This is a genomic window from Paraburkholderia sp. NMBU_R16 (genome assembly GCF_013282575.1).
GTDB lineage: Bacteria > Pseudomonadota > Gammaproteobacteria > Burkholderiales > Burkholderiaceae > Trinickia.
Window position 1 is genome coordinate 151,285 of the sequence record NZ_JAAAYE010000004.1, and the last position, 20,908, is coordinate 172,192.

Below are 20,908 nucleotides of genomic sequence, written 5' to 3' on the forward strand. Positions count from 1 at the left end.
CCGTATTTTGGAGATTCCGAATGAAAATCGCGAAGAACACTGTCGTCTCGGTCGCCTATAAGTTGTCGGACGCGCAAGGCAATCTGATCGAGGAAAGCGACGAGCCGATGATCTATCTGCACGGCGGGTATGATGGCACGTTCCCCAAGATCGAGGAAGAGCTCGATGGGCAAGAGCCGGGTTACCAAACGCAGATTCAGCTCGAGCCGCAGGACGCGTTCGGCGAATATGACCCCGACCTCGTGAAAATCGAGCCGCGCAATCGCTTTCCGGAGCCGCTCGAAGTCGGTATGCAATTCGAGGGTACGCCGGAAGACGGCGACGACGACATCGATACACTGATTTACACCGTGACGGACCTGGCCGAAGACAAGGTCGTACTGGACGGCAATCATCCTCTGGCGGGCATGGCGTTGCGCTTTGCGCTGACGGTCAAGGAAGTGCGCGAGGCGACGGCCGACGAGATCGAACACGCCCATGTCCACGGTGCCGATGGCCTCGAAGTCCTCGACGAGGACGACGACGAAGACGAGCCGGGCTCAGCTCCCACCTTGCACTGAACCTGGACCGCTGCGCGCTGGCGCCGCGGGCGCTTCGAGTTGCGGTATCTTCCTGTCGATACTGCCGCTCGCGCTGCCTGCCTGCGGCCACGCAGGCGGTTGCGGTAGTAGCGGCGGTTCGGATGCGGGCGCATCCGGGATGGAGGGCAGCGCGGCCGGAGGCGTCGGGAGAAGTTCCGAAGCGCCGGGCGCGACAGACGGGGAGGCGATGCGCGGCGGCATCGCAGGCATCTCCCGCATCTGTGCCGGAATACGGCGCACGGTGACCTGAAACGGCGGCGCTCTGTCGAAATTCACATCCACTCTGACCCATTGCCTCGTTCTCTCTCGCGGCGCAATCGCGATGCGCGTGACGTTCGTCATGCGCGCGCCCTTGTCGTCAAAGAGCGGTTGATCGATGGTAAAGCCTCGCGACTGGGCAGCCGCGTCGTCGTGAATGACGACGACCGGCCCTCGGTACGTCTGGGCCGCTTTAACGAGAGAGCGTTTGAATTCGAGGTAGCCGTCGCGCTTGCGCGTGCGGCCCAGGCGGAGCCACGAGAAGCGTTCGGCATGTTCGTAACGCGCGAAGTCCGGGTCCGCCTCCAGAAAAACGACGAGCGCATGCGCATTGCGTCGACGGGCGAATTCGGCCGCGTGCTCCAACCAAAAGGCGGAAGCGATGGCGCGGTCGTCGTATTCCCCGTTGCGGCCACCCCCGCTCAGATAATGATTATTGCCGCCGACGACGTTCAGGCTCACGAATACCGTGTCGTTCAGCTGCCAGCGGACGTTTTCCCGATATGAATGAAACCGCGCGACGTCGCTTTCGCGTTTGAGGACGATCTGCGATTGGCCGAGCGAGACGTTGTCCGCATAAATCGTTTGACGCAGGAAGTCGAGCCGTTCCGCCGCGTCGTAGCCGCCGCCGTTCGCGCTGCCGCATTCCGCCCAGTCATATTGCCCCGGCACGACGATGAGCGGTACGCGCGAGGTTGCCAGAATTTGCTGGCGCTGCGCATAGACGTTGTCGGCGCAGCGCTCGGCCGGCCCTTTCAGGTTGCCGTCGTAGACAACGAACGCAATGTCATCCTCGAGTCCGATCGCTTGAAGGAGTCGCTGCGTAGCCGCTTCGTCGCCACTCGTTCGCATCGTTCCCGCAATGACGGAGAAGGCGAAATGCGGTCTGGCCGCGAGAGCGGCCTCACCGTACGCGAGAGCAAGCAGTGCGGCGAACCCTGCCGCTACCGGGCGCAGCGCGGCGCGCGCAAGCCGGCCCTTCTCAGTGCCGGTCGTCTTGCGCCGCATTGGCCTGTTCATGCAGCTCGTAGAGGAGATCGAGCGCGGCGCGCGGGTTGAGCTCGTTGGGGTCGATGCCGCGCAGGCGGCTGATGACCGGGTGCGGTGGCGCATCGTGTTCGTGCGCGGATTCATCGGGTGCATCTTCGACGAACGGTGCCGCCGCGAACAAATCGAGCTGCGGTGTTGCGTAACCGACCGATTGCTGCTCGAGGTGTGCAAGATGTTTGCGCGCGGCGCGTATGACGGCGGCCGGCACGCCCGCCAGTTGCGCGACCTGGAGCCCGTAACTCTGGCTTGCGGGGCCTTCTTCGACTGCATGGAGAAAGACGATCCCATGCCCATGCTCGACGGCGGACAAGTGGACGTTCGCGGCCTGCGGGAATTCAGCCGGCAGTTGCGTGAGCTCGAAATAGTGTGTGGCGAAAAGCGTCTGGCAACCGTTGTGCGCGAGCAGGTGCCGGGCGATGGCCCAAGCGAGTGCGAGGCCGTCGAACGTCGACGTGCCGCGACCGATTTCATCCATCAATACGAGGCTCGCCGGCGTTGCGTCGTTGAGGATTGCGGCGGCCTCCGTCATCTCCACCATGAACGTGGAACGGCCGCCGGCCAGATCGTCGGCGGCGCCGATGCGGGTGAAGATTCGATCGATCGGTCCGAACCTGGCACGGCGGGCCGGCACGTAACTGCCGACATAGGCGAGCAGCGCGATCAATGCCGTTTGCCGCATGAACGTCGATTTACCGCCCATATTGGGGCCGGTGATCAACAGCAGTTTGCGCTCGTGGCTCAGGCGGCAGTCGTTTGCGACGAACTGCTCGACCTGCGCCTCGACGACGGGGTGCCGTCCCTGCTCGATATCGATCCCTATCTCGGTCGTGAAAGTGGGTGCGACCCAGTCGAGGGCTTGCGCACGTTCCGCGAAGGCGGCCAGTAAGTCGAGCTCGGCAAGCGCCGAAGCCACACGCTGACATTCGCCGATGTACGGCAGCAACGCTTGAAGCACGGCGTCGTAGAGCGCTCGCTCGCGTGCAAGCGCGCGTTCCTGCGCCGATAGCGCCTTGTCTTCGAATGTCTTGAGCTCCGGCGTGATGTAACGCTCCGCATTCTTGAGCGTCTGACGCCGACGGTAGTCGTCGGGGACCTTGTCGGTTTGCCCTCGCGTCACCTCGATATAGAAACCGTGGACCTTGTTGTATTCGACGCGCAGATTGGCGATGCCGGTACGCGCGCGCTCACGCGCTTCGAGGTCGATGAGGAATTGCCCGCAGTTTTCCGAGATATCGCGCAACTCGTCGAGCTCGGCGTCATAGCCACGTGCGACGACGCCGCCGTCGCGCACCATCGCGGCCGGCTCCTGGGCGATGGCGCGCTGGAGCAGTTCGCCGCATTCACGCGGCGGCTCGAGGGCGGCCGCGATGCGTTCGAGCGCAATCGCGCCGGCCGCGGCGTGCGCCACCTGTTCGCGCAGCGCGGGCAGGGCGGCGAACGTATCGCGCAAGCTCGACAAGTCGCGGGGGCGCGCCGATAGCAATGCGAGGCGCCCTGTGATGCGTTCGATGTCGGCGATGTGCCGTAAGGCCGTTCTGAGCGCATCGAGACTTGCATGGACAGGCGCATCGAGGAGCGCGCCGATCGCGCCGTGCCGCTCGCGCGCCGACGCTGCGTCGCGCGGCGGGTGATGGAGCCAATGACGCAGCAGGCGGCTGCCCATCGTCGTACAGCAGGTATCGAGCAACGAGCACAGTGTCGGCGATTCGCCGCCGCGCAGCGTCTCGGTCAGCTCCAGATTGCGGCGCGTCGCAGGGTCCAGCCCGATGTACTCGGATTCATACTCGACCCTGAGACTGCGGACGTGCCGCAGTTGTTGCCCTTGTGTCGCCGAGGCATACAACAGCAGCGCACCGGCCGCTCCGCACGCGGCCGTCAGCGATTCAGCACTGAAGCCGTCGAGGCTCGCGACGTTCAACTGATCGCAAAGCCGCTGTTTGCCCGATGCGATATCGAAATGCCATGTGGGCACGCGCGTGACAGTACCGGGTACGGTAGACGGGAGCAGCGCTGCCGGCGTGTCGGCGGCCAGGATTTCGGCCGGCCGGATGCGTTCGAGCGCGGCAGCGAGCTGGTCTGGCGCTACCTCGGCCAGCCTCAGTGCGCCGCTCGCGAGATTGAGCCAGGCGAGACCGACGCCCGTTACGATGCCGCGTTTATTGTGCGCGGGGCTCATCGCAAGCAGATAGGCGTCGCTCTTGTCTGCGAGCAGCGCTGCATCCGTCAGGGTGCCAGGGGTCACCACGCGCACGACCTTGCGCTCGACCGGGCCCTTCGACGCAGCCGGATCGCCGATCTGCTCGCAGATCGCGACCGACTCGCCGAGTTTGACGAGCTTCGCCAGATATTGCTCGACCGCGTGATGCGGCACGCCGGCCATCTTGATCGGATTGCCGGCCGATGCACCGCGCTGCGTGAGTGTCAGATCGAGCAGGCGCGCCGCTTTTTCGGCGTCCTCATAGAACAGCTCGTAAAAGTCGCCCATTCGATAGAAAACGAGCGTGCCGGGGTGTTCCGCCTTGATGCGCAAATACTGCTGCATCATCGGCGTATGCGCGGCTACGTCAGGGGCGCCGGGTGCTTCGATTGGATTGCCCATCTCAGTGTCTTTCGTGCTTGCGAGTACAGCGCGAGAGTGTACCGCGACGAAGGGTTTGAGCAGTCGGCCGAATGGCCAACGAGGGCCGCATCGCCACGCGATGGCGGCTCAGGCAAATGCGATGACGTCCTTGGATTCGAGAACGTTGATCTTGATGATGACTTCGTGAGCCAACAATGCAGGCCTTTTTGCTCTGCCGGCACCTTCGATCAGCTTCACGAAGCCCGTGGCCGCCATCTTGCTCAGCGTACGGCTCACGTTGGGTTCCGCCCGGCCTGCGAGATTGGCGAGCTCCGCGACGGACTCGGGGCGATGGCTTTCGATGAGGGAGAGCAGGTGCCGATTTTCCGGCGTCAGCAAGCGGACAATGGCTTCGGCCGATTCGAAGACCTCTTGCGATTCATAGGAAGTCTCGCCGGCGTCCGCCGGCGCTTCGCGCTCGTTACGCGCCACGGCCAGCATTTCTTTTTTCAACGACTTGAGGGTTTGGATCTTCGCCATGGTGTGCTCCGTCTAGTGGTGCTCTGTGACTTCGAATGGAACGTCAAGCTCATCGAGCCTTCTCTCGACCTCACCGAAAAAATCCGCGACAAGCTTTTCTGCGGATTCGAAGCGGTATGGGCGGCCTTTGTCGTCATGGGTCCGGTGCCAATGATCGGCCGCCACGGGGCGGGCAAGGAACCGATTGCCTCGCGCACGAACGGCATGTGCATTGTCGAATCCCAATAGCCGCTTGCTGTCCGGGCCATGAAGCGTGAACGAATACGAAAGTCCGTGTGGAACACGCTCCGACTTTTGAACCTGCTTCACTTCGAACCTCAGAAAATATCCGTCCGCCAAAACATGTTCGCGCCCGTCGTAGCCCAACAGAAATTCAAGAGAGTGCTCGGGTAGGTGCATAGTATCCTGTCGTGATAGGGAAGTAAAGGGTTGTCTGGAATGCTGCACAAGCGCTTCGGCGCATTTGGCACTCACGAAGAGGATGGATGTGGAGGGCGGGTGTCGGCAGTCGGTCGAACGACCAACGATGAGGGGGAGAGGGAGCGCGCCTTGCGGGCTTCAGTGCGCGAGGACGCTGCGCCGGCGCAGCAGTGCGCTGGCCGTATCGACGAAGGCCGCGAGCACGAGCATCGCGACGATCACCGTGCATGCCTGCGGCAGGTGGAACAGTGAGAGCTCGTAGTAGAGCATCTGGCCGAGACCGCCTGCGCCGACGAAGCCCAGAATCGCTGCCATGCGGATGTTGGTCTCCCATCGATAAAGCACATACGCCAGGAACTGCGGCTGGACGCAGGGCAGCGTTCCATAGACGAAGGCCATGGCATGAGAACTTCCTACTTCCGTCAGCGCACGCGCGGGCGCATCTGGTGCATTCTCCAGCGTTTCGGCGAAAAGGCGGCCCAGGACGCCAGCGGTATGCAGCGCCAGCGCAAGGGTACCGGCGAACGGCCCCAGTCCGGCGACGAGAACGGTCAAGGTCGCCCACACGAGTTCGGGGACGGCGCGCAGCACATTCAGCAGCAAACGCGATAGCGCGCGCAGACTCCTTCCGTACATGCCCGAGGCCGGCAGGGCCAACGCAAAGCCGAATAATGCCGCACAGAGCGTCCCGATGGCGGAAACGGCAAGCGTTTCGAGCATGCTGCCAGCTGTCTTCGAGAGAAACGCTGGCGATAGCTCAGGCGGGAAGAACGACAGCAGGAAATGCAGCATGTCGCCGGCGGCGGCCGCCGAAACGAGCTGGCCGAGATCGAGCGAGAGATAGGCGAAGCTGCCCAGCACCGCCATGGCGACAGCGATTCCCATGACCAGGCATTTCGTGCAGATGCGGACCGGTTCGGCTTCGCTCGCCATCGCTCAGTCCAACAGTTTGCGCAAGCCCGCGCTGAGCGCATCCGCGAGCAGCACGAGCAGCAAAAACGTCACGAGGATCGTCGCCGTTTCGCCGCCGTCGAGCATCTTCATCGCCTGATCCATCAATTGGCCGAGCCCGCCGGCCCCGACGAATCCCATGACCACCGATGCGCGGATTGCGCACTCCCAGCGATATACCGTGTACGACACGAGTTCGCGCGCCGCATTGGGCAATAGACCATAGGCCAGCGCCGACAGACGCGGGCTGCCGCTGCCGAGCAGCGCATGCGCCGGGCGCGCGTCGCTCGATTCGAGGATTTCCGTATAGACCTTGGCCAGCATGCCGCCGTAGGTGATTGCGAGCGCCAGCACGCCGGCGGCGGGCCCGAGTCCCAGCACCCGTACGAACACCAGTGCCCAAACGAGCTCCGGTATGCCCCGTAGCAGCAGCACGACGACGCGTACGCCGGCGCGCGTCACTGCGCGTATTCGATATCCGCGGCCGGGGCCGATCCGCGAAACCGACAAGTTGCGGGTCATGGCGGTAGCCAGCGGCGCGGCGAGGATGAACGCGAGCGCGATTCCGGCCGTGGCAATCGCCAACGTTTCGACCGTGGCCTTCGCGACCAAGCCCAGAAATTCCGCCGAAGCGTCCGGCGGAAGGAAGTGGCCGAGAAAACTTCCTGCAACCTTCAAATTGCCGGCCTCGAACAGGGCCGCCGGATGAAATTTCGACAGCCTCAAGAGCGGCCACAGCACGATCAGCGCAAGCACCAGGGTGGACGCGCGACGCAGTGCGAGAGGATCGCGGGGATGCGCGATCATTGGCAGGCCGTCCGTGGCGAGGGACCGCGCGTCGAGCGGATCGATACCGTGTCGTCGCCTTGTACCGGCGGGACGTCGCCTTCGGATGCATAAAGCTCTCGCAGCAATGCATCGCTGACGCGTGCGACGGGCAAGTCGAAGGCGATTTCTCCCGACCTCAGGCCGACGATGCGCGGAAACCAGCGCAGCGCGAGATCGACCGCATGCAGGCTGGCCACCAGTGCCGCACCATCCGCGTCGGCCTGCTTGCACAGTTCGCCGAGGGCAAGGTTGGACAACGTGGGATCCATGGCCGATACGGGCTCGTCCGCCAGGACCAAATCGGGACGCTGGTACAGCACGCGCGCGATGCCGACGCGCTGCAACTGACCGCCGGACAATCGATCGCAGCGATCGAACAGGCGATCGGCCAGCTCGAGCCGCGCGAGCTGATCGCCGGCGCCCGTCGTATCGAGCGGATAGACCAAAGAGAGCAAAGACTTCCATCCCGGCCAAGCCCCGAGGCGGCCCGCGAGAACGGCCGTGACGACGCGCTGGCGTGGCGGCAGGGGGGGCGCCTGGTGCACCATGCCGATGCGCGATCGCAATCGCCGCAGGCGTGCCGCCGATAGCTCCCACGGGCTGAGGCCGAGGACCTCGACGCGACCCTCGCTGGGCCGCAGGGAGGTGGCGAGCAAGCGCAGCATCGAAGTCTTTCCCGCGCCCGATGGACCGATGAGCGCAATGCGCTCGCCGCGCTGCGCGGAGAGCGTGATCTGCCTGAGCGCCCGGTGCCCGTTGGGGTAGCCGAGGCCGACCGCGTCGAGCTGGAAGCTCACTTGATCAGGCCCGCGGTGCGAGCCGCCGCTTCGATGCCGGCATAGTTTTCCGGCTTGGTCGGAATGAATTTGACGGTCCGTTGCAACGCCATGATGGCCCGTTGCTCGGGATCGTGCGGGTCCAAGCGGAGGAAAGCTTCGGTCAAAGTCTTGCGCAAGGCCGGATCGAGTCCGCCGCGCACGGTCCAGTTGTAATCGTAGTAGGGCGGTGTCACGGCGAATACCCTCACCTTCGCCGGATCCACCTTGTGCTGCTCGACCAGCTTGTCCCACACCGACGAGTTGAGCACGCCCGCGTCGGCCCTGCCGGACTGCACGAAAGCGGCGGTTGCGTCGTGCGCGCCCGAAAACGCCACCGTCTTGAAGTCCTTGTCGGGATCGATGCCCGCTTGCAGCAGGAAATAACGCGGCATCAAGTGGCCGGACGTCGATGACGGCGCGCCGAAGACGAACGTGTGGCCCTTCAGATCCGCCAACGATTTGATGCCAGGGTCGGCCGTGATGAACTTGCTCGTGAACGTCGCATCTTCCTGCCGTTGTACGATGGGCACCGTTGCGCCATTCGTGCGGATCTTGCTTTGCACATAGGTAAAGCCGCCCAACCAGGCGAGGTCGATCTTGCCGGTCGCGAGCGACTCGACGACCGCCGCATAGTCCGTGACCGGCACGAACTCGACCTTCATTCCCGTTTCCTTCTCGAGGTATTTACCCAGCGGCGCGAACTTGCGCTGCAGTTCGGTCGGCGATTCGTCGGGGATGGCCGACACTTTCAGCACATGTTGCTGTGCCCTGGCGGGCGCGAGAAAAACAAGGCCAAAGAGGGCGATTGCGGCAAGGCGTTTGAGGACGGGCCAGAGGGCGATGAAGGGCATGGTGCGCCGAAATCCAATGGTGGTTGAGTGAACGGTTGATGCGAAACCTGTTTATGCCACGGCGACCCGGGCGGGACCCGGGATCATCTCGCCGATCACGGCCGCGTCTTCGAATCCTTCGCTGCGGAAAATATCGAGAATCGCGTCCGCGGCGCTCGGTGCGCAGGACACGAGCAGACCGCCGCTCGTTTGAGGATCGGTCAGCAGCGCTTGCAGGCTAGGCGTGATCGACGAGGCCAGGTCCACCGCATCGCCATAGCTGGCCCAGTTGCGCGCCGACGCTCCGGTCACCATGCCGGCACTCGCGAGTTCGAGCACGCCCGGCAGCAACGGAATCCGATCCATGTTCAAGCTCGCGCCCAGACCCGCGCCGCGGCAAAGTTCCAACAAATGGCCGAGCAGACCGAAGCCGGTGACGTCTGTCAGCGCGTGGACGTCCATCACATCGGCGAGGCGCCGTCCCGGTGTATTGAGCTGAGTGGTGCACGCGATCAGCGCCCGGTAGCCGGCCGCATCGAGTTTGTCTTTTTTGACCGCCGCGGATAGTACGCCCACGCCCAGCGGTTTGCCGAGGATCAGCTTGTCCCCAGGCTGGGCGGCGTCGTTTTTCTTGATTCGATCGGGATGCACGAGCCCCAGCACCACGAGGCCATAAATCGGTTCGACGGAGTCGATCGTATGGCCGCCCGCGACCGGAATGCCGGCTTGCGCGCAGACGGATTCCCCGCCCTCGAGGATTTTGGCGATGACTTCGGTCGGCAGCTTGTCGATGGGCATACCCACCAGTGCGAGCGCCATGATGGGCGTTCCACCCATTGCATAGACATCGGAGATGGCATTGGTGGCGGCGATACGCCCGAAGTCGTATGGATCGTCGACCACCGGCATGAAGAAGTCGGTAGTGGCGATCAGTGCCTGGCTTTCGTTGAGCTTGTAGACAGCGGCATCGTCGCTGGTTTCCTTGCCGACGAGCAGTGCTGCCGGAGCGGGCAGGCGCATCGAATTCTTCAGAATTTCGGACAGCACGCCCGGGGCAATTTTGCATCCGCATCCGCCGCCGTGGGAGAGCGATGTGAGTTTGATCGTTGCGTTGGCTGGCTGATTCACGAGAGGTCTCCGGTTATGTCGGGCGCAGGGCGTCGGCCACAAGTTTAATCACTTCGGCGCGCTCCCGCGCGGGCGCGAAAAGCGGCGCGCGCCGCGCGCACTGTCGGCGCAGGCGCGTCAGAAAGCCGGTATCCTGGCTTGCCCGCTGGAGTAGTTCTGCCAGCTGCGCCGCCTCGCCGGGCGGGAAATAGCCTTCATAATCGCGGCCCAGCATCCCGATATTGCCCGGGATGCGACTCGCCAACACGGGTACGCCGCTCGTGATCGCCTCGACGATGACGTTGGCGCCGCCTTCCATGACGCTTGAAATCACCAGCGCTTGCGCGCCGGCGATCCGTCGCCGCGTCTCGGCATGCGGCAGATTCGCCAGCCACACATAGCGCTCGCCGAGCGGCCATGTTTGCGCTTGCAGTGCCTGCGCTGCTCGCTGATATTCATCGTCGAGCGCACCGCCGATGTGAGTCAGGCGTATGCGCGAATCGTCGGGAAGAAGGGCGAGAGACCGCATGGCGGTCAGCGGATCCTTTTCCGGCCGCATGTGGCCGACGAGTACGACGTCGAAGTATGCGGAATCCACGGGGGGAGAATGGCACGCGATTGCCGATTGATAGATCACACGGCACTTCGCGCGATGGGCGGCGGACAGCTCGAACGGGCCTTCGTCTTGCAGCACCACGAGATGCGTCGCGAGCTCGAGGGAACGCTGCGCGGCGGGATCGCTCCGGATGTCCCGGTAAAGGTCCGTTCCCGTGAGGACCACTATCAACGGGTGTTTTGGGCACGCATCGGCGAATCGCGCGACGGCGTCGGCCGAGCGCCGCGCATGCAGGGCGATCAGGCATGCGGGCGCCAGATCGCCCGCGGCGGGCCCCGGCCATTCGCTCGCCAGCGTGACATCGTAGCCGGCGCGCAGAAACCGGGACCAGCGATGAGCGGTTTGCCAGTTGCCGTTGTTGGCTTTGCGCAGCGCCGGGCTGATAATCGCAATCGTTGGCTTCGGAGGACGCATGACACTCGGCTCTGAGGGAATAGCGGCAAGACACATGGGTAAGGTCGAGCTGGCCGCGGCATTTACCGATTCGCACCGGCGAACCTGGGACGTCCTTCGGAATCTGTCGCCGTCTCAGTGGCAGGTCCGCTACGACCGCGGCATCAACCCGCCCTTGTGGGAGTATGCACACATCGCGTGGTTTACGGAGCATTGGGTCCTCAGGGCGCCGCGCCCCGGCCAGGATGGCCGCTTGAGCGCGACATTGCCTTCCACGATGGAACAGGCGGACGGCCTTTTCGATTCGATGCGCGTGGCACATCGGGATCGCTGGCATCTGGTGTTACCGTCGCATGCCGAAATACGCCAGTATGGCGCTGATGTACTGGAGCGGGTTCTTGCCGCGCTCGATGCGGCGGACGAAACGGATCGGGATCTCTATTTTTTCAGGCTTGCGTTGTTCCACGAGGACATGCACGCGGAAGCGCTGACTTACATGCGCCAGACGCTCGATTACCCGCCGCATGCGCCGCTCGTCCTGCCTGCGGTACGCTCGAACGCGGGGGCCGCAGCGGCGGGTGGGGAAACGTTCGCGATGGGGTCGCGGGCCGGAGAAGGATTCGTCTTCGACAACGAGAAGTGGGCGCATCCGGTCGATGTCCCCCCGTTCCGAATCGATCGGACGTGTGTCAGCAATGCGGCCTTCGCCCAATTCGTGGACAGCGGCGGATACCTCGACCCGCAATGGTGGTCCGCATCCGGTACTGCGTGGCTGCGACAAAGCGGCCTTGCTCATCCCGCGCGCTGGCGTCCCGCCGGCGATGCAACCGTGGCTGGCCGCCCCGGCCAATGGGAATGGCGCTGGTTCGGCGAGTGGGTGCCGCTGCCGCTCGAGTTGCCCGTATGCCATGTCAATGCCTTCGAGGCCGAAGCGTATTGCCGCTGGGCGGGCAAGCGTTTGCCGACGGAGGCGCAATGGGAATACGCGGCCACGCGTGAGCTGATCGAATGGGGTGATTCGGTGTGGGAATGGACATCCGATTCGTTTTTGCCGTACGCGGAGTTTTCCGCCGATCCCTACGAGGAATACTCGCTGCCTTGGTTCGGTAGCCATCGGTCGGTTCGCGGAGGCTCGTTCGTGACCCGCGAACGCATGCAGCATCCTCGGTATCGCAATTTCTATTTGCCGCATAGAAACGACATCTTTGCCGGATTTCGCTGCTGCGCGTGACCCGTTTGGCCGGCGGCGGGCACTGCGGCTCATTCGTCGATCATCGCCTCGATGTCCAGATGCCGCGCGTTCGCATCGCCGCGCCGCTTTACGAGCCAGATCATGGCGCAGACGAACGTGCCGAACGCGACGATGATCCATTGCACCGGCATCTTCGCCGCGAGCAACAGGGCATAGGCGCCGAGCATCAACAGCACTGCGATGTTCTGATTGAAATTCTGTACGGCAATCGAATGGCCGGCCGTCACGAGCGTCGCGCCGCGATGCTGCAAAAGAGCGTTCATCGGCACGACGAAAAAGCCCGCCAGGCCGCCGAGGCCGATCATCAGCGGATACGCGAGCAGAACGTAAAGCGGCAAGAAAGCGCTGCCCAAATGAGCGCCTGCGGAAGCAGGGAAAAGCCCTTTACCGTAGAACGCCATCGCTGCCGTCACGATGCCGGCGGCCATGCCGACCGGCAGCACGCGTAGCGAACGCACGAGGGGTACCCATGCTGCGGCGGCCGCGGCGCCTAAAGCGATGCCGATGCCCGTTGCCCCCTGCATCAGCGCGGCTTTCGACAGCGTCAGGCCGAGATTGACTGCGGCCCATTTGAGCACGAGCAACTGGAGCGTGACGGCGGCGCCCCACATCAGCGTCGTCACTGCCAGCGGGATTTGGGCCAGCTTGTCCACCCATAGCGTGTTGAAGCATTCGAGGAAGTCGGCGAGCAGTCGGCCGGGCTCGCGCAGGCGGTTCGGATACCGGGCGCCCGTATCGGGGATCCCGATGTTGACGAGCGCGGCCAGCCCGTACACCGACATGACGGCGAACATGGCGCACTGCGGCGCATGGGGTATCAACGGCAAGTGCCTGGCCGCGATAGCGTGCTCGACGTAGGCGCTGACGAGCGCGCCGCCCAGCGCGGTGCCGGCAATGGTCGAGAGCACGGTTGCCGATTCGAGCCAGGCGTTGGCCGCAACGAGCCGCTCGGCCGGCAGTAGTTCAGTGAGGATGCCGTACTTGGCGGGCGAGTAGGCCGCCGCGCCGAAACCCACCACACCATAGGCGATGATCGGATGCACGCCGGCGATCATCATTGCACAGCCGATCGCCTTGGCCGCGTTGGCCGTGAACATGACGTGGCGCTTTTGCATGGCATCGGCGAATGCGCCGACGAACGGGGCAAGCAGCACGTAGGACGCCGTGAAGAAGATTTGCAGCAAAGGCGTGACCCAACTGGCGGCACGCATGGCGGACAGCAGTGCGATCGCTGCGATGAGCAGCGCGTTATCGGCTACCGATGAGACGAACTGAGCGGCAATGATCGTGTAAAAGCCTTTCTTCATGGAGAAACGGCGACGATGGCGCGCGGATGGACAAAAACGCAAAGGGCGGCCGAAGCCGCCCCCGTTACATGACCTGACGTTGGCCTGACCGGTCCGCGCACGCGGACCGGCGCCCCGGTTCGCCGTCAGTCTTGCTGTGCTCGCCGGCTATACGGCGAGAGAATGGGCACCATCTGAGCGTAGATCTTCGGGTTGCCCGCAACGATCTCGCCGACATGGAGAAACTCCGAATCGCCCGTGTAATTGCCGACGAGTCCGCCCGCCTCTGTGATGAGCAGGCTGCCTGCTGCCATGTCCCAGGCACTGATGCCTTGCTCGAAAAAGCCGTCGAGCCGGCCCGCCGCGACGTTCGCGAGATCGAGTGCCGCCGCGCCCGGCCGGCGCAGGCCCGTGCACGAGCGCGTCATTTCAGCGAACAGGCGGCAGTAGGCTTCGAGCCGATCGTTCTCGCGAAACGGGAACCCCGTACCGATCAACGAATCGGCGAGCCGGTCGCGGCGGCCGACGCGAATGCGCCGGTCGTTCAGATAGGCGCCGCGGCCGCGCGAGGCGGTGTAAAGATCGTTGCGAGTGGGGTCGTACACGCACGCCTGGGTAACGATGCCCTTATGGGCCAACGCGATCGATACACAGTAGTAGGGCAGCCCGTGAATGAAATTCGTCGTGCCGTCGAGCGGATCGATGATCCATTGGAAATCGGATTCGTTTTCCGAGCGGCCCGATTCCTCGGCGAGAATCGCGTGATCGGGGTAGGCGGTCTTCAGCGTATCGATGATCGCCGCTTCCGCCGCCTTGTCGACCTCCGTGACGAAATCGTTGTGCTGTTTTTTGCTGACCTGGATGAGGTCGAGATCGAGCGATGCCCGGTTGATGATCTGCCCGGCGCGGCGAGCGGCCTTGACAGCGATATTGAGCATGGGATGCATGAACAGATTCCTTTTGCCGCGCGAGGCGCCGACGCCGCCGCGGATGGGGCCAAAACCGCCCGGAATGCGCGCCGGGCGCGTATTCCGTCGACGAAGACGAATTGAAGAAGAGCGGAGCGCACGCGGCCGATCGCACCATGATCGGCCCACCGCGCGCGAATAGGCGTGATTTTACCAGGAAGCGACCGCGGCGCTCCGGCGAAGACAGCCAACGCGTGAACGACCGTCTCGGGACATTCGCCGCGGCCTTGGGCGTCACATGGCGATACCATATAGCGCATCTGTCGGGCGGGCACGATGCCGCGTGTGCCGCTCGTCTCACTGGGAATCGATCGACTCATCTTGAACTCATCCAATCATCGTTCGTTGCAGGCGCCAGATATCGACCCCGCCATGGCGGGGCCGCACGGCGGCTTTACCTCTACGCTCTTCGTGCTCGTCGAGCCGAGCCATCCCGGTAACGTGGGCGCGGCGGCGCGCGCCTTGAAAACCATGGGTTTTTCGCGGCTGGTGCTCGTGGCGCCCCGCGTCGTTCATGTGAAGACGGATGCCGAAGCCATCGCGATGGCGAGCGGCGCGGACGACGTGCTCGCCTGCGCAACCATCGTTCCAACGCTTGGCGAGGCCCTGGCCGGCGTGCAGTGGTCGGTGGCGCTGACAGCGCGCTCGCGCGAGTACGGACCGCCGCAGATGGCGCCGCGTACCGCGGCAAGCGAGGCATGTCGTCATACCGCGCAAGGCGATATCGCGTTCGTCTTCGGTAACGAGCGCACCGGGCTGTCGAACGAACACGTGGAGCGCTGCAGTGCGCTCGCACATATCCCGGCGAATCCCGCCTACAGCTCGCTCAATCTTGCGCAGGCGGTTCAGGTGCTCGCCTACGAGCTGCGGCTCGCTTATCTTGGCGAGACCGTCGACGTACCGTCGGGCGAGGGGCTCGGTCCGCGCGCGGCGAGCGACGAAATCGAGCGGATGTTCGTGCATCTGGAGAATGCGCTGATTGCGCTGGAGTTTCTCGATCCGTCGAATCCCAAGAAGCTGATGTCGCGGCTGCGGCGGCTTTTCGCACGCGCGGGCCTCGAGCGTGAGGAAGTCAATATCGTGCGTGGCATCGCCAAGCACATCTTGCTCAAGACTCCGGGCCCGGGCGACTGACAGCCGCGATCGGGCGGGCTCACCGAGGCGCGCGGCGTTTCGGCAATGTCCCTGAAACAAACAGGGCGAAAAAGCGCCTCGGGCAAAAAGCGTCGGTTCCCTCTACAATCGGCCGGTCGGTCATATGCAAATCGCCGCCGGTCATATGCGCGCCTTCGCGCGCCGCGGCCGCGGCTTTTCGAGCGAGCCATTTATGTTCACGAGACTTCGCGAAGACATTGCCTCCATTCGGGAGCGGGATCCGGCCGCGCGCAGTGCCTGGGAAGTCCTCACGTGTTATCCGGGCTTGCATGCGATCGTGCTGCATCGTGTCGCGCACGTCTGCTGGCAAGCCGGACGCCGCTTGCTCGCGCGCGCCATTTCGCAGTTCGCCCGCTTTTTGACCGGCATCGAGATTCATCCAGGTGCGACGATCGGTCGACGCGTTTTCATCGACCACGGGATGGGCGTCGTCATCGGCGAGACCGCCGAGGTAGGGGACGATTGCACGATCTATCAGGGCGTCACGCTCGGCGGCACGATGCTGACCCGCGGTGCAAAACGGCATCCGACGCTCGAGCGGGGCGTCATCGTGGGCGCCGGTGCCAAGGTACTGGGTGGGTTCACTGTGGGCGCCGAAGCCAAGATCGGCTCGAATGCGGTCGTCGTCAAACCGGTGCCGGCTGGCGGTACGGCGGTTGGCAATCCGGCCCGCATCGTCGTGGCGGCCGAAGCAAGCCGTACGGGCGAATGCGCGCCTGAGCGCACCGCGTTTTGCGCCTACGGCATTACGCCGAACGCCGAGGATCCATACTCGCTCGCGCTGCATGGGCTCATCGACCACGCCGCCAAAGAAAGCCAGCGCGTCGATGAAGTCGTCGCGGCGCTCGAACGTTTGGGCGAGCGTCTGCAGGCGCTCGATGGCGCCGATGGTGCGCTATCTGAACTGCGCCGCATCTCCGCGGCGATCGAAGGCAAGGTCGCCCAACCCTGAGTGAGAGGCGGACGCGGCCAGGCCGCCTCAGTCGAGCGGCAATGCCCGAATGCCCTCGGCGTCGACGCGCAGGTAGCCGCCGCGCCGTGGGCCGTGATCGAGATCCCAGTCGGGCAGCACCCAGCGGGTGCCTTCTCTTCCCAGGTGGCACGCGGGCTTGTGCGTATGGCCATGGATCATCGTGGTGGTCCCGCTTGCCTTGAAAAGCGCCGCCACGCCCTTCGTCGTGACGTCGTAAAGCGGTGACGGCGGGCGCGTGCGGCCTGCTTCGCTCGATACGCGCATCCGCTCGGCGAGCGCCCGCCGCCATCTGAGCGGCCAGGCCAGGAACAGCAGCTGCGCGGCGCGCCAACGCGCGAGCCGACGGAACGTCTGATACTTGTGGTCGGCGGTGCACAACGCATCGCCATGGGCGAGCACGATGCGCGAGCCGAAAGCAGTCATCACGAACGGATCGGGCAGCCAGATCGCGCCGGCCGCGCGCATGAAGCGCTTGCCGAGCAGAAAATCCCGATTCCCATGCATGATGTAAAGCGCAATGCCGCGCTCGGAGAGCGTATGCAGCACCTCGGCGACGCGCGCGGCGAACGGATCGACCCTGAGCATATCGTCGCCGATCCAATACTCGAACAGATCGCCGAGCACGAAGACGGAATCCGCACTGTCCGCGGTCATGAGTATGAAGTGCTCGAAGGCGGCGACGGTACGCGGAATGTGCGGACTCAGATGCAGATCGGAGATGAACAGCAGCGGACGCGGCGCATGGCCGCGCGTATGCCCGTGCTCAGCCGGCACGGTCGATTCGTTGCTGCGGGGCGCCCCGTCTTGACGCGACGAAACGCCCGCACGGATGACGCTCGTGTTCAATCGACGACGACTGCTTTTTCGATGATGACATCGTCGACGGGGACGTCCTGATGGAAGCCCTTCGAACTCGTCTTCACCTTCTTGATCTTCTCGACGATGTCGAGTCCTTCGACGACGCGCCCGAACACCGCGTAACCCCAGCCTTGCGGCGTCGGCGACGAGTGGTTTAGGAAGTCGTTATCGTTGACGTTGATGAAGAACTGCGCAGTGGCTGAGTGCGGATCGTTCGTCCGAGCCATTGCGACGGACCCCGTCACGTTCTTCAGACCGTTGTTCGCCTCGTTGGCGATCGGTGCATCGGTCGGCTTTTGCTTCATGCCCGGTTCGAAGCCGCCGCCCTGGATCATGAATCCGTCGATCACGCGGTGAAAGACCGTGTTGTCGTAGTGTCCCTTCTTCACGTAGGTGAGAAAGTTCTCGACAGTCTTCGGCGCTTTTTCGGCATCGAGTTCGAGCTTGATGACGCCGTGGTTCGTGTGCAATTCGACCATGATGAATTCCTTCGCTTGAAAAGTGCCGCGCGGCGACCTGCCGGCGGCGGGTGGAGCGTTATTTCGAAACGACGCTTGCCGACTCGATGACGATCGGTTTTTGCGGCACATCCGCCATCGGGCCGCGCGTCGTGGTGGGAGTGGCCTCGATTTTCTTCACGACGTCCATGCCCGAGACGACCTTGCCGAAGACGGCGTAGCCGTTGCCATCCGGTTTCGGATAGTCGAGCCCGTCGTTGTCGACCGTATTGATGAAAAACTGAGCGGTGGCCGAGTTCGGATCGCTCGTGCGCGCCATCGCAATCGTTCCCGTCGCGTTCTTCAGACCGTTGCGGCTTTCGAGCGGGATCGGCGCACGCGTCGGTTTTTCCTGATAGGCGGTGGTGAAGCCGCCGCCTTGAATCATGAAGCCGCGAATCACGCGGTGGAAGATCGTGCCGCTGTACTGGCCGGATTTGACGTAGTCGAGAAAGTTCGCGACCGTCTTCGGCGCCTTGTCGGGATAGAGTTCGACGCGGATATCGCCCTCGCTCGTCTTCAACAGCACTTGCGGGTGCGCGGCGGAAGAAGCCGTTTGCGCGAGCGCGGGCGCACTCGCGATCAGAGCGGCGCTGCCTAGCGCCAACCAGAAGCGTTTCATGAGCATCCTCATGCGTGGAAAAAAGAAATACCGCGCTCAGTTCGACGGCGCGATGTAAGGGGCGGGCGCAAACGGGCTCGGGGAACCCGTCGTGAGCGGAGGGGCGTCGGGTGCCGCGATCGTCGACGCGGGGACCGCCGTTGCCGCGGCGCGCGCTATCGGCTTTTTCGCGGCGCGCGGGGCGACGATGCGTTCGATATCGGCAAGGCGCGCGTTCGTTGCGCCGCTCGTGCGGCCGAGCCGTTGCGCGCGCTTGTAAGCTTCGGCCGACATTCGCAGATAGAGATCGCCCAGGTTCTCGTAGGCAAGTCCATACCCGGGATTCGCCTTGACGGCCGTTTCGAGCGCGACGCGCGCGTCGTCGTAGCGACCCGCTTTCGCGTAGAGCGCCGCGAGATTGTTGTAAGGCTCCGGCAGTTCGGGGTATGCCTGAGTGAGCTCGACGAATTGCTCGATGGCTTCGCTATCGCGATTCAAACGTGCGAGTACGGTGCCGCGTTTGAATTTTGCTTGCGCGTCGCGCGGATTCGATGCGATTCGCGTATCGAGCTCGGAGAGGGCCGCATTCCAATTTTGCGCCGCGATGGACGCGTCGGCTTGCGGCGTCTCGTCGCGCGTCGCGTGCGTGGTTTGCGCATGCGACGCCGTGGCCGGCAATACCGCGAGAGCAACGCCGAAGAAGGCGATGGCGGCGAGGGCCGCGATGCGCTCGGTGCGGCCGCTTGAAGGTTTCATAGGCTGAGGTCGAGATGTTATACTCCGGCCCATTCTAACAAAACGTTTGCTCGTTTCCTCGAACGGGCGAACGGTCTTCCGCCAGTCGTGGTCGTCCTTGCCCCGATCGCAGTCTGATCGCGGCGCCGAGCGGTCACCCGCCCGCCGCGCCGCCTGCGCGTCGCCCATCTCGCGGGGATGGCTCGGGGCTCGCTCATCGTCTCTATGGAATCACTGCGCATCTACAACACGCTCGCGCGTGACAAGCAAGCTTTCGTGCCGCGCCGTGCAGGCGAAGTACGAATGTACGTCTGCGGGATGACGGTCTACGACTACTGTCATGTCGGACACGCGCGCGTGATGGTGGTGTTCGATATCGTGCAACGCTGGTTGCGCACGCTCGGATTTCGCGTGACTTATGTTCGCAACATCACCGACATCGACGACAAAATCATTCGGCGCGCAGTCGAAAACGGCGAACCGATCAAAGCGTTGACCGACCGCTTCATCGCGGCGATGCACGAGGACGCCGATGCGCTCGGCGTCGCGCGCCCCGATCTCGAGCCGCGCGCGACCGATCACATTGCGCAGATGCTCGGCATGATCGAGAAGCTCGAGGCCAATGGCTATGCGTATCGCGCGAAGGATGGCGACGTCAATTACGCGGTGCGCAAGTTCGCACGTTACGGCGCATTGTCGGGCAAGTCTCTCGAAGATCTGCGCGCGGGCGAGCGTGTTGCCGCGAACGAAGCGAAAGACGATCCGCTCGATTTCGCGCTGTGGAAACGTGCGAAGCCCGAAGAGCCGGCGGATTCCAGCTGGGATTCGGCGTACGGGCGCGGGCGCCCCGGGTGGCACATCGAATGTTCGGCCATGAGTTGCACGCTGCTCGGCGAACACTTCGATCTGCACGGCGGCGGTCAGGATCTGCAGTTTCCGCACCACGAGAACGAAATCGCGCAAAGCGAGGGCGCCACCGGGCAGACGTTCGTCAACTACTGGATGCACAACGGGTTCGTTCAGATCGACAACGAGAAGATGTCGAAGTCGCTCGGCAACTTCTTTACGATTCGCGATGTTTTGGCGAAGTACGATCCCGAAGTCGTACGGTTTTTCATCGTGCGCGCGCACTATCGTTCGCCGCTGAATTACAGCGACGTGCACCTCGACGATGCGCGTGCCGCGCTCACGCGCCTTTACACGGCATTGAAGGACGTGAGTCCCGATGGGGCGCCGCTCGACTGGCATGAAGATCATGCAGCGCGGTTCCGCGCGGCCATGAATGACGACTTCAATACGCCGGTGGCCGTTGCCGTGCTCTTCGAGCTTGCGAACGTCGTCAATCGCACGCGCGACGCGGCGCTTGCACGGCAATTGCGCGAGCTCGCGCAAACGGTCGGGCTGCTCGGCCGCGAACCGCGCGTATTCCTGCAGCAGGCGGCGGGCGGTGTTGGACTTGATTTGGACGAAGCGGCAATCGCGGCGAAGATCGCCGAACGTGCCGCTGCGAAGCAGGCGAAAAAGTATGCCGAGGCAGACCGGATTCGGGCCGAGTTGCTCGACGCCGGGGTTGCGCTTGAGGACAAACCGGGCGGGATCACCGAGTGGCGCCGCGTATGAACGTGCATTGC

At 63.8% G+C, this 20,908-nt stretch carries 21 protein-coding genes; 5 read left to right on the forward strand and 16 right to left on the reverse strand.

Going from position 1 to position 20,908, the window contains the following annotated elements; genetic code table 11:
- Nucleotides 1-20: 20 nt before the first annotated feature.
- Nucleotides 21-560 carry a peptidylprolyl isomerase gene (locus GWC77_RS03400; protein WP_173255459.1) on the forward strand — a complete coding sequence of 180 codons (540 nt, stop codon included), beginning with the start codon at nucleotides 21-23 and terminating at the stop codon, nucleotides 558-560.
- Here GWC77_RS03400 and GWC77_RS03405 read toward each other — a convergent pair.
- The 10 genes from GWC77_RS03405 to senB form a co-directional block, all read right to left on the reverse strand.
- Nucleotides 540-1,859 carry a hypothetical protein gene (locus GWC77_RS03405; protein WP_173255460.1) on the reverse strand — a complete coding sequence of 440 codons (1,320 nt, stop codon included), beginning with the start codon at nucleotides 1,857-1,859 and terminating at the stop codon, nucleotides 540-542. The genes GWC77_RS03400 and GWC77_RS03405 overlap by 21 nt on opposite strands.
- The gene (gene mutS, locus GWC77_RS03410; protein ID WP_173255461.1) at nucleotides 1,822-4,488 is read right to left on the reverse strand and encodes a DNA mismatch repair protein MutS; all 2,667 of its coding nucleotides are present in this window, start codon (nucleotides 4,486-4,488) and stop codon (nucleotides 1,822-1,824) included. The genes GWC77_RS03405 and mutS overlap by 38 nt, the downstream gene beginning before the upstream one ends.
- A 108-nt stretch (nucleotides 4,489-4,596) precedes the next feature.
- Nucleotides 4,597-4,989: a helix-turn-helix domain-containing protein gene (locus GWC77_RS03415; RefSeq protein WP_173255462.1), complete on the reverse strand. Its 393-nt coding sequence runs from the start codon at nucleotides 4,987-4,989 to the stop codon at nucleotides 4,597-4,599.
- Nucleotides 4,990-5,001: 12 nt separating this feature from the next.
- Complete coding sequence (locus GWC77_RS30240) at nucleotides 5,002-5,388, reverse strand: DUF6516 family protein (RefSeq protein WP_367948988.1); 387 nt, start codon at nucleotides 5,386-5,388, stop codon at nucleotides 5,002-5,004.
- Nucleotides 5,389-5,547: 159 nt separating this feature from the next.
- Complete coding sequence (phnE, locus tag GWC77_RS29475; RefSeq protein WP_254366763.1) at nucleotides 5,548-6,342, reverse strand: phosphonate ABC transporter, permease protein PhnE; 795 nt, start codon at nucleotides 6,340-6,342, stop codon at nucleotides 5,548-5,550.
- Nucleotides 6,343-6,345: 3 nt separating this feature from the next.
- Nucleotides 6,346-7,167, reverse strand: coding sequence for an ABC transporter permease (locus GWC77_RS29480; RefSeq protein WP_254366766.1), 822 nt, complete (start codon nucleotides 7,165-7,167; stop codon nucleotides 6,346-6,348).
- Nucleotides 7,164-7,985 carry an ATP-binding cassette domain-containing protein gene (locus tag GWC77_RS03430; protein WP_173255464.1) on the reverse strand — a complete coding sequence of 274 codons (822 nt, stop codon included), beginning with the start codon at nucleotides 7,983-7,985 and terminating at the stop codon, nucleotides 7,164-7,166. Before GWC77_RS03430 ends, GWC77_RS29480 begins: the two co-directional genes overlap by 4 nt.
- The gene (locus GWC77_RS03435) at nucleotides 7,982-8,857 is read right to left on the reverse strand and encodes a putative selenate ABC transporter substrate-binding protein (protein WP_173255465.1); all 876 of its coding nucleotides are present in this window, start codon (nucleotides 8,855-8,857) and stop codon (nucleotides 7,982-7,984) included. The genes GWC77_RS03430 and GWC77_RS03435 overlap by 4 nt, the downstream gene beginning before the upstream one ends.
- A gap of 51 nt (nucleotides 8,858-8,908) precedes the next feature.
- Nucleotides 8,909-9,964 (reverse strand): selenide, water dikinase SelD, encoded by a 1,056-nt coding sequence (selD, locus tag GWC77_RS03440; RefSeq protein WP_173255466.1) that lies wholly within the window; start codon nucleotides 9,962-9,964, stop codon nucleotides 8,909-8,911.
- Nucleotides 9,965-9,977: 13 nt separating this feature from the next.
- Entirely contained in the window at nucleotides 9,978-10,973 is a 996-nt protein-coding gene (gene senB, locus GWC77_RS03445) for a selenoneine biosynthesis selenosugar synthase SenB (protein ID WP_173255467.1), read from the reverse strand.
- Here senB and senA point away from each other — a divergent pair.
- On the forward strand, nucleotides 10,972-12,183 hold the full coding sequence (gene senA / locus GWC77_RS03450; protein WP_173255468.1) for a selenoneine synthase SenA: 1,212 nt from the start codon (nucleotides 10,972-10,974) through the stop codon (nucleotides 12,181-12,183). The genes senB and senA overlap by 2 nt on opposite strands.
- Nucleotides 12,184-12,212: 29 nt before the next feature.
- Here the strand turns inward: senA and lplT are convergent, their stop codons facing one another.
- Complete coding sequence (lplT, locus tag GWC77_RS03455; RefSeq protein ID WP_173255469.1) at nucleotides 12,213-13,511, reverse strand: lysophospholipid transporter LplT; 1,299 nt, start codon at nucleotides 13,509-13,511, stop codon at nucleotides 12,213-12,215.
- Nucleotides 13,512-13,636: 125 nt separating this feature from the next.
- Entirely contained in the window at nucleotides 13,637-14,437 is an 801-nt protein-coding gene (locus GWC77_RS03460) for an inositol monophosphatase family protein (protein ID WP_173255470.1), read from the reverse strand.
- A 393-nt stretch (nucleotides 14,438-14,830) separates the two neighbouring features.
- Between GWC77_RS03460 and GWC77_RS03465 the strand changes: the two genes are divergently transcribed.
- Together GWC77_RS03465 and cysE are read left to right on the forward strand one after the other, a co-directional pair.
- Nucleotides 14,831-15,592, forward strand: coding sequence for an RNA methyltransferase (locus tag GWC77_RS03465; RefSeq protein ID WP_254366787.1), 762 nt, complete (start codon nucleotides 14,831-14,833; stop codon nucleotides 15,590-15,592).
- A gap of 193 nt (nucleotides 15,593-15,785) precedes the next feature.
- Nucleotides 15,786-16,565, forward strand: a complete 780-nt coding sequence (cysE, locus tag GWC77_RS03470; RefSeq protein ID WP_254366773.1) for a serine O-acetyltransferase — start codon at nucleotides 15,786-15,788, stop codon at nucleotides 16,563-16,565.
- A 27-nt stretch (nucleotides 16,566-16,592) separates the two neighbouring features.
- Here the strand turns inward: cysE and GWC77_RS03475 are convergent, their stop codons facing one another.
- The 4 genes from GWC77_RS03475 to GWC77_RS03490 form a co-directional block, all read right to left on the reverse strand.
- On the reverse strand, nucleotides 16,593-17,360 hold the full coding sequence (locus GWC77_RS03475; protein WP_367948989.1) for a UDP-2,3-diacylglucosamine diphosphatase: 768 nt from the start codon (nucleotides 17,358-17,360) through the stop codon (nucleotides 16,593-16,595).
- 68 nt (nucleotides 17,361-17,428) lie between these two features.
- The gene (locus GWC77_RS03480) at nucleotides 17,429-17,923 is read right to left on the reverse strand and encodes a peptidylprolyl isomerase (RefSeq protein ID WP_173255473.1); all 495 of its coding nucleotides are present in this window, start codon (nucleotides 17,921-17,923) and stop codon (nucleotides 17,429-17,431) included.
- A 58-nt stretch (nucleotides 17,924-17,981) separates the two neighbouring features.
- Complete coding sequence (locus GWC77_RS03485; RefSeq protein WP_173255474.1) at nucleotides 17,982-18,563, reverse strand: peptidylprolyl isomerase; 582 nt, start codon at nucleotides 18,561-18,563, stop codon at nucleotides 17,982-17,984.
- Nucleotides 18,564-18,599: 36 nt separating this feature from the next.
- Entirely contained in the window at nucleotides 18,600-19,298 is a 699-nt protein-coding gene (locus GWC77_RS03490) for a tetratricopeptide repeat protein (protein WP_173255475.1), read from the reverse strand.
- Nucleotides 19,299-19,502: 204 nt separating this feature from the next.
- Here GWC77_RS03490 and cysS point away from each other — a divergent pair, with 204 nt between their 5' ends.
- Nucleotides 19,503-20,897: a cysteine--tRNA ligase gene (gene cysS, locus GWC77_RS03495; RefSeq protein ID WP_173255476.1), complete on the forward strand. Its 1,395-nt coding sequence runs from the start codon at nucleotides 19,503-19,505 to the stop codon at nucleotides 20,895-20,897.
- The last annotated feature ends 11 nt before the right edge of the window (nucleotides 20,898-20,908 follow it).

What these genes read in the sequence shown, in the direction of transcription:
- GWC77_RS03400 (WP_173255459.1), top strand. Translation starts at nt 21, where the DNA reads ATGAAAATCGCGAAGAACACTGTCGTCTCGGTCGCCTATAAGTTGTCG.
- GWC77_RS03405 (WP_173255460.1), bottom strand. Translation starts at nt 1,859, where the DNA reads ATGAACAGGCCAATGCGGCGCAAGACGACCGGCACTGAGAAGGGCCGG.
- mutS (WP_173255461.1), bottom strand. Translation starts at nt 4,488, where the DNA reads ATGGGCAATCCAATCGAAGCACCCGGCGCCCCTGACGTAGCCGCGCAT.
- GWC77_RS03415 (WP_173255462.1), bottom strand. Translation starts at nt 4,989, where the DNA reads ATGGCGAAGATCCAAACCCTCAAGTCGTTGAAAAAAGAAATGCTGGCC.
- GWC77_RS30240 (WP_367948988.1), bottom strand. Translation starts at nt 5,388, where the DNA reads ATGCACCTACCCGAGCACTCTCTTGAATTTCTGTTGGGCTACGACGGG.
- phnE (WP_254366763.1), bottom strand. Translation starts at nt 6,342, where the DNA reads ATGGCGAGCGAAGCCGAACCGGTCCGCATCTGCACGAAATGCCTGGTC.
- GWC77_RS29480 (WP_254366766.1), bottom strand. Translation starts at nt 7,167, where the DNA reads ATGATCGCGCATCCCCGCGATCCTCTCGCACTGCGTCGCGCGTCCACC.
- GWC77_RS03435 (WP_173255465.1), bottom strand. Translation starts at nt 8,857, where the DNA reads ATGCCCTTCATCGCCCTCTGGCCCGTCCTCAAACGCCTTGCCGCAATC.
- senA (WP_173255468.1), top strand. Translation starts at nt 10,972, where the DNA reads ATGACACTCGGCTCTGAGGGAATAGCGGCAAGACACATGGGTAAGGTC.
- senB (WP_173255467.1), bottom strand. Translation starts at nt 10,973, where the DNA reads ATGCGTCCTCCGAAGCCAACGATTGCGATTATCAGCCCGGCGCTGCGC.
- lplT (WP_173255469.1), bottom strand. Translation starts at nt 13,511, where the DNA reads ATGAAGAAAGGCTTTTACACGATCATTGCCGCTCAGTTCGTCTCATCG.
- GWC77_RS03460 (WP_173255470.1), bottom strand. Translation starts at nt 14,437, where the DNA reads ATGCATCCCATGCTCAATATCGCTGTCAAGGCCGCTCGCCGCGCCGGG.
- GWC77_RS03465 (WP_254366787.1), top strand. Translation starts at nt 14,831, where the DNA reads ATGGCGGGGCCGCACGGCGGCTTTACCTCTACGCTCTTCGTGCTCGTC.
- cysE (WP_254366773.1), top strand. Translation starts at nt 15,786, where the DNA reads ATGTTCACGAGACTTCGCGAAGACATTGCCTCCATTCGGGAGCGGGAT.
- GWC77_RS03480 (WP_173255473.1), bottom strand. Translation starts at nt 17,923, where the DNA reads ATGGTCGAATTGCACACGAACCACGGCGTCATCAAGCTCGAACTCGAT.
- GWC77_RS03485 (WP_173255474.1), bottom strand. Translation starts at nt 18,563, where the DNA reads ATGAAACGCTTCTGGTTGGCGCTAGGCAGCGCCGCTCTGATCGCGAGT.
- GWC77_RS03490 (WP_173255475.1), bottom strand. Translation starts at nt 19,298, where the DNA reads ATGAAACCTTCAAGCGGCCGCACCGAGCGCATCGCGGCCCTCGCCGCC.
- cysS (WP_173255476.1), top strand. Translation starts at nt 19,503, where the DNA reads ATGGAATCACTGCGCATCTACAACACGCTCGCGCGTGACAAGCAAGCT.